The organism is Veillonella parvula, from assembly GCF_040097785.1.
In the GTDB taxonomy this organism is placed as follows: Bacteria; Bacillota; Negativicutes; order Veillonellales; family Veillonellaceae; genus Veillonella; species Veillonella parvula_D.
Window position 1 is genome coordinate 161,985 of the sequence record NZ_JBBNNS010000003.1, and the last position, 11,675, is coordinate 173,659.

Genomic DNA, 11,675 nt, shown 5'->3' on the forward strand with positions numbered 1-11,675 from the left:
AAATGAGTAATTTAGATTTTACTATTGGCTGTACAGTTACTTTCTTCAGCAAGAAGAGGAGAACTCCACCGAATTTAAATAATGGAATGTACTATCCTCATTTTGTTATAAAAGGTACTGAGGAATATCTTGGTATTAACTTTATTGATGGTGAAGATGTCATCTTTGATAAGCAAATAGGAGCTAATGCGCTGCCACTTTATGACACTGTAGATTATTCTGCTCTACAAGCAGGTGCAGAGTTCCTCATCATGGAAGGTGGAAATATTGTTGGTGAAGGGATTGTAAAAGCTATCTTTCAACATAAACCATATGGGAGTAAATAACTATGGGCTATAAAAATGTATGTGTAAACTGCCGGATCTCTTTGTCGGAGGGTACAAACTACGAGTTGTTTAACAGAAATAAAACCTGCCCTACCTGTAAAGGTAAAATGTACTTTGTGAACGAGAAGTTCAAAGCCCCTAAAAAATCTAATGACAAAGACTGGAAAATCATTGAGTATTTGTTGTTGAGCGGCTATGATTTCCGTAATCCTTATTGTGGACATGAGCAATGTATTTATTTTGAGTTCCCTAAGAACCTGCAAGAGGCAGAAGAGTTTATCCGAGAAATGAGGAATTTAGATTAAGTCAGGAGGTTTCGTATGGCACCGCAAGTTACAGATTTTTCGTTCTGGAATGAAATGTGGAAACAAAGTTATTATGATCGTGAGAAAGGGATTCGGGCGAATCCATTATTAGAGTATTGGGACAAGCGAGCCAATGATTTTTCTCTTATGCGTAAAAGCAATGACTACGACTTTGGACGGAAGGTGTATGCTGCTTTAAGTAGTGTCTTAACAACTGATTCTAGTATGTTAGACATAGGTGCTGGTCCTGGTTCTTTTACAATTCCTTTTGCTCAACATATTAAATCTGTTACTGCTATTGAGCCGTCAAAAGGCATGGTGGCAGTCCTTAAAGAAAATGCCAAAGAATTAAACGTTGAGAATATTAATATCATTGAAGAATTGGTTCAGGACTTACCCCAAGATGGCTCTCCAGACTTTCAATTTGATCTGGTAACCATATCTCTTGTGCTTTGGATGTTCCCTGATGTGTGGCCTCGGCTTTTACAAATGGAACAATACTCTAAAGGCTATTGTGCAATCGTAGCTGGCATTCCCGATTGGAAGAATCCTCGGGAAGCTAGCAAATCTGATGTACAAGAGTTTCAAATTCTGTATAATATGTTACTTTCACAAGGGCGCTCACCTAATGTAAGCATCATTGATTATAGATGTGAACGTACTGTAGAAGATGAAATCGAGTGCCGAAAGATCATATACGAACAGTACTATGGAGACTTAACGCCAGCAGCAGAGAAACAAATCAAAAAAGAAATCATAGCAAAATCTAAGGACAATAAATGCTTGATTTCCTCTCGGTCTGCTATAATCTGGTGGAATCCTAAGGAAGTTGTATCACACACCTAAGATATAGTTGGTAAATGGATTAGAAAAGGCAGTAGCATGATTAATATCGTTAAAGGCGATAGGGCGATTACGTATACCGAAGAAAAAAGCTTTACCCCTCAACAAGCAGCAGAGTTGTTTCTATCTGTTCGTTGGGTGGTCGGAAAATATCCTGACCGATTATACAAGGCGCTAATGAATTCGTCGCGCGTGATTACTGCTTGGGACGGTGACCGTTTAGTAGGCATCATCCGTGTCATGGATGATAGCGAGCTTGTGTGCTTTATAAATTATGTGCTGGTTCATCCTGAGTATCATGGCCAAGGTATTGCTGGTCATTTGCTAGAAATGGTGAAAGAGGCTTACAAGTCTTATTTGTATATCAATGTTATGATTGGTGATAGCAAGAATGCACCATTTTACGAGAAGCATGGGTTTAAGATAAAAGATAACTCCTTACCAATGCAATATCGTAATGTGCCTAAATATACAAAAAGATAATTGGTCAAATTGTTAATAAAAGGCTACACGTACATAGAGTTACGTGTAGCCTTTGTTATGTAAACGGTATATACTAAAACCTATATGTAGATACAATGGAGAAGGATATGGATATATTAATACGAAAAGCGACAACTGCAGATTTAGATGTAGTTACACATATAGAAGCAACTTGTTTTCCTCCGGCAGAGGCGGCGCCTCGTGAGGCTTTTAAGGAACGATTAGACCATTATGCAGGTCAGTTTTTAATTGCCTTTGACGGCGATACACCAATTGGTTTTATCGATGGTTTTGTATCGGATGATGAAATCTTAACGGATGAGATGTTCGCCGATGCTTCTTTGCATAATCCTAACGGCGTATGGCAGATGATTTTTGGTCTAAATACGATGCCTAAATATCGCAATCGTGGTGTTGGTGGTCAGTTGATAGAGGCTTTCATAGAATTGGCCAGAGAGGAAAACCGAAAGGGCCTAATTCTAACCTGTAAGGAAGAAAAGATTCACTATTACGCCAAGTTTGGTTTTGTAAATGAAGGGGCGTCAGCGTCGGATCATGGCGGTGCCAAATGGTATCAAATGCGCCTTGAATTGTAGCGGAAAAGTTATTAATCGATAAAAATAAATTATAGAATTTTAAGGATATTTCTACAGATTGTCCTAATGAGAAGCTAAAACTCCGCTTAGTGGTTGAGTTTTAGCTTCTTTTGGGTTGAAAAGTGTAGATTTTACAAGGATAGATGTACCCCTATACGTTTATTGACACTGTATATCCCGCATGCTACGATGAGGAAAATCACATATGATTGGGTTAGGTGTCTATTGACTTAATAGAGAATTTGGTACAAGCCAAAGCGGTCACGCCACTGTAACAGCGAGGTACTTTGCATAGAGGGTGAAATGCTCTCGGTCACTGAAGTTTTTGGGAAGGCGCAAAGTAACGTTGAACTGGAGCCAGGAGAACTGCCTAATTAACAATTGCCAATTGACCTGCGAGAGACAGGGATGGGGATTAATATAGATGGATTTATACTAGCTATGCATAGTTGAAAGCTCATACTATATGCTAGCTTATTAGGCGTGGTAGTTAGTCTAACTGAGATGACAGCCCGTTTCCTCTTCGTGGGGAAACGGGCTTTTTATGTGCACTTATAGTGATAGTTTTAGTTTGAGAGAAGAGAGGTATTTCATGGTTAAACAGAAAAGAAAATGTATGGCTTACATAGCCACGGTTTTCCTCCTAATTGTTAGTATGCTCATCGCTGCATGTGGAGGTCCTAGTGAGACAAAGAAAGATACGGCGCAAAATAACAAGCCAATCGAAATCACAGACGTAACAGGACGTACGGTAACGCTTAAAAAGCCAGCAGAGAGAGTTGTCTTACAGTGGAGTGGTGCTGGTGGTCCATTCTTTACGATTTCCGCACTTATGGGCAAGGATACGCCAAAGGTTATCGCCGGTATGGATACATCTTTGCAGGATTACAGGGCGGATATGTGGAAACACTTCACTACGGAAATGCCTGAGCTAGCTAAGATTCCAGTAGTGGGTACAGTCGGTGATAAAACATTTAATGCTGAGCAAGTTGTGGCATTAAATCCAGATGTTATTTTTATCCCTGTTGATTTGAAAGATCAGTACGAGTCTGATGCAAAAGCAAAAATGGATGCTGCTGGTATTCAGACTATTTACATAGATTACCATGCAGAAAAACTGGAAAGTCATCAAAAATCCATTGAAGCTATTGGTAAAGCTTTAGGTAAAGAAGAACGTGCTGCAGAGATTAACAAGTTCTATACAGAGCGTGTGACAAGAGTTCTCGATCGTGTTAGTAAAATTAACAAACCAAAACCAACAGTTTATCTTGAAGTTGGTATGAATGGTCCGGAAGAATTTGGTAATTCCTTTAGTAGTAATTACTCTTGGGGGGCATTAGCTACTATGGCTGGTGCTGATGTCATCACCAAGGATGTTATTAAGAAAACGTCTCCTATTAATCCAGAGTTTATACTTGAGAAAAATCCAGATATCATAATGATCATGGGTTCTTACTGGCCTAAGAAACCAACCTCTATGCGTTTAGGTTTTGAAGCAACCGAAGCATCGTCTCAAGAGTTGTTGAAAGCTTTCACCATAGAACGTCAAGGTTGGAGCGAATTAAAAGCTGTTGAAAATAAACAAGTTTACTCTGCGCACCACGGTCTTCCACGTGAAGTCTTTGATGCAGCCGTATTCGAATATTTAGCAAAAACCTTCTATCCTGAAGAGTTTGCGGATGTAGATCCTGAAGCTACGCTTAAAGAGTTCTATGACAAATTCTTGCCATTCTCTTATAGTGGCATCTGGTTTATGCATATGAATTAGGGTTGTGTTGTGTGTGAAGGAGCTGATGATGTAAAACCCAAATAAATGCTGTTATATATTGTGTTTATTAGAACTTATTAAGTTTGGAATCGAGGTATTCTATGGTTAAGAAAAAGAAATTTATGGCTTATTTAGCCACAGTTTTTCTACTGATTGTTAGCATGCTCCTGACTGCATGTGGTGGCCCTGGGGATGCAAAAAAGGATGCAGCTCAGACTGGTAAATCTATTGAGATTACAGACGTAACAGGTCAAAAGGTTACGTTGAAAAAGCCAGCAGAACGCGTAGTAGTTCAATTGAGTGCTTCTGGTGGTGCGTTCTTGACTATGGCTGCGTTGCAAGGCAAAGATGTGGCTAAGACTATTGTTGGTATTGACCCTTATTTGAGTAAATTGCGTACAGATATGTGGGATCGCTATAAAGCGGACGTTCCAGAGTTGGAAAAAATTCCTCTCATCGGTAACGTAAATGACAAAACATTTGATGTGGAAAAAGTAATTTCCTTAAACCCAGATGTTATTTTCATGCCTTTATACTTTAAAGATCAATATGAAGCTGATTACAAACCTAAAATCGATGCAGCAGGTATCCCAACTATCTATATCGATTACCATGCGGAAAAGCTTGAAAATCATCAAAAATCTATCGAAGCTATCGGTAAAGCATTGGGTAAAGAAGAGCGTGCAGCAGAAATCAACAAGTTCTATACTGACCGTTTAACAAGAGTTATGGATCGCATTAGCAAAATCAATAAACCAAAACCAACTGTTTACATTGAAACAGGTAACGAAGGTCCAGAAGGTTTAGGTTTTGCATATAGTGCAAACGTAGCCTGGGGCGCATTAGCAACGCAAGTTGGTGGCGATCTTATTACCAAAGATGTAGTTCAAAAAGCAGGCCCTGTTAACCCAGAATTTATTTTAGAAAGAAACCCAGATATCATCATGATCATCGGTTCCTACTGGCCTAAGAAACCGACTTCTATGCGTTTAGGTTTTGATACAACTGAAGCTAAATCTCAAGAATTGTTGAAAGCTTTCACCACAGAACGTCAAGGCTGGCCTGAATTGAAAGCCGTTCAATCTAAAAACGTATTCTCTACTCACCATGGTTTACCTCGTGAAGTATATGACGTTGCAGTATTCGAATACTTAGCTAAAACATTCTATCCTGAGGAATTCAAGGATGTAGATCCTGAAGGCACACTTAAGGAATTCTATGATAAATTCCTTCCATTCTCTTACGGTGGCGTTTGGTTTATGCATTTGAACTAAAAAGGGGTTTTGTATAGTGACAGAAACTAACAACCAGTACGATTATAAGAAACAGAGTTATAAAAAACTATTGTTCATTATTATCGGATTGATCATTTGTGCGGTAAGTTTTGTTACCGATATTATTGTAGGTCCTGCATCACTTACGTTAAGTGATGTATGGCTCGCATTAACAGACCCAGTAGAGGTTTCCAAAAACGCATATGTTATCATTTGGTCGATTCGTATTCCGACGGCCATTATGGCGTTGCTCGTAGGTGCTTCTTTGGGCATTGCTGGTGCTGGCATGCAGACTATCCTTGATAACCCGTTATCTAGCCCGTATACACTTGGTATATCCGCAGGGGCTGGTTTCGGTGCATCTCTCATGGTCGTTGTAGGCGCTAGTGCATTAGAGTTTTTAGGCGTCTTTATGGTTCCATTCGGCGCCTTCGTATTTGCTAGTTTGACGAGCTTCTTTATCTATTCCATCAATAAGATTAAGAATTTCTCCTCTGAAACGATGATTCTCGCTGGTATCGGCATGATGTTCTTGTTCCAAGCGCTTCAATCCTTGATGCAATATATGGCATCTCCTGAGGCCCTTCAAAACATCGTATTCTGGACGATGGGGAGTTTAGCTAAGGCAAATTGGGTGAACATCTCTATTGTTCTTATCGTGCTAGCAATCATGCTTCCGCTTATGATGCGTGAATCTTGGCGTTTAACAGCATTAAAATTAGGCGATGAAAAGGCTTCCGGTCTTGGTGTTAATGTTGAAAGCTTACGAGTAAAAGTGTTTGTTTTCATCTCCATCATTACAGCCGTTGCTGTTTCTTTCGTTGGAACCATTGGTTTTATCGGTATTGTAGGACCACATATTGCACGTATGCTTGTGGGTGAGGATCAACGGTATTTCTTACCTCTCTCTGCAGTGTGTGGTATGGCGATTTTGTCTCTCGCATCTATTGCGAGTAAGATGCTCGTTCCTGGGGCGATGTTCCCAATCGGTATTGTGACGGCAATCATCGGTGTACCTTTCTTCTTCTCGTTGGTATTGACTAGGAAAAGGAGCTATTTCAAATGATTGAAGTTCATAATCTAACCTTTGGTTATTCCGCTACGGAAGACGGACAAATCTTAAAGGGCGTTGATTTTGCTGCTAAAACAGGTAAATTGACTGCGCTCATTGGTACTAACGGTGCTGGTAAATCTACACTTTTAAAAACAATTATGGGTATCTTGAAAGGCAAGGGCGAGATTTCCGTTAATGGTAAACCTGTATCTCAATATTCTACAAAGGATTTTAGTAGTACAGTGAGCTATTTGTCTCAAGATAATGACTGTAAAGTCAATCTATCTGTTTTTGAAGTCGTTATGCTAGGGCGCATGGGATCCATGTCCTTCCGCGTAAGTGATGAGGATATTGCAGCCACACAAGAGGTATTGGAACGGTTGAACTTACAGCGCTTTGCATCGCGCAGCATCATGGAGCTCAGCGGTGGTCAACGCCAACTTGTGTTCATGGCACAAGCCCTTGTAAAAGAACCTAAAATCTTAATTCTTGATGAACCGACAAGTGCTTTAGATTTGCACAAGCAATTTGATTTGTTAACATTGCTAAAAAATCTGACTCAAGAAAATGATTTTACAACACTCGTAACATTGCATCATCTTGATCTGGCGGCTATGTTCGCAGATGAAATCATCGTGCTCAAAGAGGGTAGAGTATACGCTCAGGGCGCACCGAAAGACATCTTTACAGAAGCCATGATGGAAGATGTATATCGTGTTAAAACAAAAATTTATATCGATGACAATGGGCTACCTCATGTTATTCCATTAGAAGCTATTATTAATTAATAGGATTCTTTGTGATTGCGTTGAGCTTATTATAGTGTTGGTACTATCTGTTATAGATAGTCATTGACGTGAATCCAGTTATTAATAGGATGTAAGACTATTAGTTAAAAATAAAAGAGGCTGAAATCTTTGCAGAGCAGCATTGATTTCAGCTTCTTTTTGTTGGGAAAAGTATTGGTATTGTATTTAAATAATCTCTTTAACCTGTGCTATACCCTTATCAGTAAGCACGTAGTGTCCATTTGTCACATATAATAGACCTTGTTTCTTTAGCTGTGAAGCAGCTTGATGCGTATAGTCAGGTCTCCAGTTCAAATGCTCGTGAATGGTACCGATGCCGTTTTCAATGTGCGCAATAGGTGTATCCATATGCGTATAAATGTGGCACAGCATCATCGTTTCTCGATAGTGACGACGCAAATGACGTTGACGGCGGTATGTGGCGATATAGCCTGTCTTTGGTGTTGCAATAACAGCGATAATCAGTGCGATACCGATGGTGGTTGCAATAGAACCCGCGATGGATACGTCCATGGTGAAAGATACTTCCGTACCGACGACAGCACAGATAATACCGATGATGATACTGCTAGTAAGCATGGCTTTCACAGAGTCCGTCCATAAATAAGCGATGACCGCAGGCCCAATCATGAGGCCGATGACGAGAATGGCACCTACCGCTTGGAATGAGGCTACAACGGTGAGGGATACCATGGTCATCAGCACGTAGTGGATGAGGGCAGGCATAAAGCCGAAGAGCCCTGCTAGTAGCGGATCAAAAGTAGATAATTGCAATTCCTTGTAGAATAGCATGACTAAAATTAAATTGATGAGCGCCACGCCTAGAGAAATCCATAGTGATACAGGCCCCAGGTCGGTGCCGTTCACAATCCATCGATCAAAGGGTGCAAAGGCTATTTCGCCGAGCAATGCGGTATCTACATCGAGATGAGCGTTACCGCTGTATAGGCTGACTAGAATGATGGCGATAGAGAATAGAAGAGGGAAGATGATGCCGATAGACGCATCTTCGTTGACAAGTCCCGTATTGTGTATCATTTCTGTAAGCCATACGGTGCCTACACCAACTAAGGTAGCCCCGACGAGTAGAAATGGAGAGTTTAAATCTTCCGTCATAAAGAAAGCGAGCACGATGCCGAGAAATACGGTATGCGTAATGGCATCGGCCATCATGGACATGCGGCGCAATACGAGGAAGACCCCAGGGATGGCACATGCGATGGATACCGCAATGGCAATGAGCAATATCTCTGTATGAACTGTCATGGGGCACCTCCTATGTGAGGTTGTGCGTCCTCTGCTACGTAAATACTTTGCTGTGCATTGGATTTGGGAGCCCTTGTGGTTTCTAACAATAATGCGTGCTTTGACTGTCTATTTTTACGGAACTGCCAGAGCATACCTCTGTTAGGAGCAAAGATGAGACTCAATAATACGAGAATCGATAAAATGACGATGATAGCTGGACCTGTCGGTAATTTTGGGATCGATGTACTCCAGATAGTACCGCCGATGGCAGATATCATGCCGAAAAATCCTGCTAATATACACATGGTGCCCAGTTTATTCGTCCACTGTCTTGCCCCAACGGCGGGTGCAATGAGGAGAGAGCTAATCAAGATAGCCCCTACCGATTGAATACCGATGATGATGGTCATGATCAATAATGAACGATATAAAATAAGGGTGAAAGTGACCGGAATTTGTAGTGTTTTGGCGTATTCCACATCGAAGGAGATGAGCTTTAACTCCTTCCAGAATAATGCGGTTAATACGATGATGATGAGCGCCGCTGCAGATGTGATGTACACATCGCGCGCTAATATGGTGGCTGCCTGTCCAAATATAAATTTTGAAAGCCCTGCTTGACCAGCATTGTTTAAGCTTTGTACATAGGTGAGCAATACCATACCAAGCCCAAAGAAAGCGGAGAGTATGGTCGCTAAAGCGCCATCAAATTTGATTTTGCTGTTTTCTACGGTGATGGTAATGAGCCAAGCCGCAGTGATAGAGGATAGGGCAGCACCTGCGATGAGAACTTCGATGTCCTTGATGCCCGTCAGCAAGAAGGCAATGACCACACCGGGTAGTGCCGCATGAGATAGGCCGTCACCGATGAGGCTTTCCTTGCGAAGTACCGCAAAGGTACCAGCGATACCGCTAGCGAGGCCTAATAACGCCGTGCCGAGCAGTACCATTTGCGTCGTATAGGATTGGAGTATGGTCATACAATCCTCCCCTTGCCATAGGTGCGCTCAATAGCTTCGTCTGTAAACGTATCTGCTACAGGGCCATAGGCGACAGTTTGTTTGTTTACCATCGTTACCCAATCGAAATATTGGGGCACCGTATTTAAATCGTGGTGGACGACGATAACCGTTTTGCCGCGAGCTTTCATTTCTTGTAAAAGCGAAATAATAGCATGCTCTGTGGTTTTATCGACGCCCTTGAATGGTTCGTCCATGAGGTAAATATCTGCCTCTTGGACGAGGGCTCTTGCGAGGAAGACGCGTTGTTGTTGTCCCCCTGAAAGCTGGCGAATTTGTCTGTTCACATAGTCGCTCATACCCATTTTTTCAATCATAGAGAGGGCGAGTTCCTTATCCTTTTTGTTAGGTCGCTTGAACCAACCTAGATGACCATAACGACCCATGAGTACTACATCTAGTACGGTAGTGGGAAAGTCCCAGTCTACGCTACCACTTTGAGGAACGTAGGCGATTTTCTTGTAATCATTTTTGTCCATTGCTAAGTGGTGATCGATATAAAATTTTACACTTCCTGAGATAACTGTTAGTAGGCCGAGCATGGCCTTTAATAATGTGGACTTACCGGCACCATTAGGGCCGACAATGGCCGCTAAGGAACCGATGGGTACCTTCATATCTACGTCCCATAATACGGGTTTTGTTGTATATGCTACGGTCATATCTTCAACTTCAACGGCCCATTCCATGGAAACCTCCTTGTATTAATGAGTGCCACTAGCAGAAAGTTGCTAGTAGCACTTGTACTTACAATAATAAAGTAAACTTAAGTCAATCTAATTTAGTATAAGTAAATTTACTTTGTTGTATTCAATTAAGAAATTCTAATAAATGATTATTTAAGTGCTTTGGTAATTGTATCAATATTAGCTTTCACCATACCGATATATGTGCCACCCTCAGTACCTTCGGAGCCGAGAGAGTCAGAGTATAATTCGCCGCCGATGGATACGTTCCAACCTTTAGCTTTGGATGCCTCTTGAACGGCTTCAATTGTTTTGTGTGGTACAGAAGACTCTACGAAGATGGCTTTAATCTTGTGGTCTACGATGAATTGAACGAGGTTATTCATATCTTGTGTACCTGCTTCTGTGGCAGTGCTTACACCTTGCAAACCTTTTACTTCAAAACCGTACGCACGAGCAAAGTATTGGAATGCATCGTGAGCTGTTACAAGTACGCGAGATTCTTTTGGAATAGATTCTGCTTGAGCTTTAACGTACGCATCAGTTTCATCTAATTTAGTAAGGTATGCGTCATAGCGTTTTTGGTAATCTTCTTTATGAGCCGGATCGGCTTTAGCAAGACCTTCGTATACTGCTTTTGCTGCCAGCTTCCAGTTAGCAACGTCAAACCAAATATGAGGGTCTTTTGTTTTTACACCATCTTCTTCGTCAAAGTCGAGCAATGTAGCTGGATCAATGGCATCAGATACGCGGATGGTCGCTTTATTTTGCTTTGTTAGATTATCAAAAATGGAGCCCATTTTACCTTCCAAGTGAATGCCGTTGTATACTACAACATCCGCCTTAGACATAGCTGTTACATCGCCTGCGCTAGCTTGATATAAGTGAGGGTCTACACCAGGTCCCATGAGACCTTGAACGGTTACATGGTCACCGCCGATTTCTTTTACTAAATCCGTTAACATCGTCGTTGTAGCTACGACATTAAGTTTTTTCTGACTATCTTGGGCTGTGTCCTTTCCGCAGCCTGCAAGGGCAAATACTATAAGTGCTAATGATACGACGACTAATAAAATTCGATTAAATTTCATAATAAGCCTCCTTTTTTATAGATACTAAATTTAAAAACATTAATGACTTTGTTTGAGAGAAATATTTTGTTCTAATAATGAAATAATTTGAAGAAGGAAAATATCTCTCTGAATTTAAACGGAAAAATAGCCGCTACTAACGTAGCGGCTAGTGGCAGTTATACAGTCTTCTG

At 41.1% G+C, this 11,675-nt stretch carries 13 protein-coding genes and 1 riboswitch; of the genes, 9 read left to right on the plus strand and 4 right to left on the minus strand.

Annotated features, from left to right (window positions below; all coding sequences use genetic code 11):
* Nucleotides 1–2 precede the first annotated feature (2 nt).
* The 9 genes from AAA071_RS06950 (at nucleotide 3) to AAA071_RS06990 (ending at nucleotide 7,437) form a co-directional block, all read left to right on the plus strand.
* Nucleotides 3–326 (plus strand): hypothetical protein, encoded by a 324-nt coding sequence (locus tag AAA071_RS06950; RefSeq protein ID WP_349234098.1) that lies wholly within the window; start codon nucleotides 3–5, stop codon nucleotides 324–326.
* A 107-nt stretch (nucleotides 327–433) separates the two neighbouring features.
* Nucleotides 434–631 (plus strand): hypothetical protein, encoded by a 198-nt coding sequence (locus AAA071_RS06955; protein WP_241670425.1) that lies wholly within the window; start codon nucleotides 434–436, stop codon nucleotides 629–631.
* Between the two features lie 15 nt (nucleotides 632–646).
* Nucleotides 647–1,477, plus strand: a complete 831-nt coding sequence (locus AAA071_RS06960; protein ID WP_316591626.1) for a class I SAM-dependent methyltransferase — start codon at nucleotides 647–649, stop codon at nucleotides 1,475–1,477.
* A 36-nt stretch (nucleotides 1,478–1,513) separates the two neighbouring features.
* On the plus strand, nucleotides 1,514–1,957 hold the full coding sequence (locus tag AAA071_RS06965; protein ID WP_316581421.1) for a GNAT family N-acetyltransferase: 444 nt from the start codon (nucleotides 1,514–1,516) through the stop codon (nucleotides 1,955–1,957).
* Between the two features lie 107 nt (nucleotides 1,958–2,064).
* Nucleotides 2,065–2,553: a GNAT family N-acetyltransferase gene (locus AAA071_RS06970; protein ID WP_316581422.1), complete on the plus strand. Its 489-nt coding sequence runs from the start codon at nucleotides 2,065–2,067 to the stop codon at nucleotides 2,551–2,553.
* 199 nt (nucleotides 2,554–2,752) lie between these two features.
* A riboswitch (cobalamin riboswitch) is annotated at nucleotides 2,753–2,941 on the plus strand.
* 204 nt (nucleotides 2,942–3,145) lie between these two features.
* The gene (locus AAA071_RS06975) at nucleotides 3,146–4,321 is read left to right on the plus strand and encodes an ABC transporter substrate-binding protein (RefSeq protein ID WP_278472794.1); all 1,176 of its coding nucleotides are present in this window, start codon (nucleotides 3,146–3,148) and stop codon (nucleotides 4,319–4,321) included.
* A gap of 101 nt (nucleotides 4,322–4,422) precedes the next feature.
* Nucleotides 4,423–5,595 carry an ABC transporter substrate-binding protein gene (locus tag AAA071_RS06980; protein WP_316581423.1) on the plus strand — a complete coding sequence of 391 codons (1,173 nt, stop codon included), beginning with the start codon at nucleotides 4,423–4,425 and terminating at the stop codon, nucleotides 5,593–5,595.
* A 16-nt stretch (nucleotides 5,596–5,611) separates the two neighbouring features.
* Nucleotides 5,612–6,661 (plus strand): FecCD family ABC transporter permease, encoded by a 1,050-nt coding sequence (locus tag AAA071_RS06985; protein ID WP_278472790.1) that lies wholly within the window; start codon nucleotides 5,612–5,614, stop codon nucleotides 6,659–6,661.
* Nucleotides 6,658–7,437, plus strand: a complete 780-nt coding sequence (locus AAA071_RS06990; protein ID WP_077708003.1) for an ABC transporter ATP-binding protein — start codon at nucleotides 6,658–6,660, stop codon at nucleotides 7,435–7,437. The genes AAA071_RS06985 and AAA071_RS06990 overlap by 4 nt, the downstream gene beginning before the upstream one ends.
* Nucleotides 7,438–7,623: 186 nt before the next feature.
* On the opposite strand, the gene AAA071_RS06995 is transcribed toward AAA071_RS06990, so the two are convergent.
* The 4 genes from AAA071_RS06995 to AAA071_RS07010 form a co-directional block, all read right to left on the minus strand.
* A complete protein-coding gene (locus AAA071_RS06995; protein ID WP_278472788.1) occupies nucleotides 7,624–8,724 on the minus strand; it encodes a metal ABC transporter permease in 1,101 nt (366 codons plus the stop codon).
* Nucleotides 8,721–9,686: a metal ABC transporter permease gene (locus AAA071_RS07000; protein WP_278472786.1), complete on the minus strand. Its 966-nt coding sequence runs from the start codon at nucleotides 9,684–9,686 to the stop codon at nucleotides 8,721–8,723. The genes AAA071_RS06995 and AAA071_RS07000 overlap by 4 nt, the downstream gene beginning before the upstream one ends.
* Nucleotides 9,683–10,414: a metal ABC transporter ATP-binding protein gene (locus AAA071_RS07005; protein ID WP_278472784.1), complete on the minus strand. Its 732-nt coding sequence runs from the start codon at nucleotides 10,412–10,414 to the stop codon at nucleotides 9,683–9,685. Before AAA071_RS07005 ends, AAA071_RS07000 begins: the two co-directional genes overlap by 4 nt.
* A 146-nt stretch (nucleotides 10,415–10,560) precedes the next feature.
* A complete protein-coding gene (locus AAA071_RS07010; RefSeq protein WP_008603086.1) occupies nucleotides 10,561–11,502 on the minus strand; it encodes a metal ABC transporter solute-binding protein, Zn/Mn family in 942 nt (313 codons plus the stop codon).
* Nucleotides 11,503–11,675 lie beyond the last annotated feature (173 nt).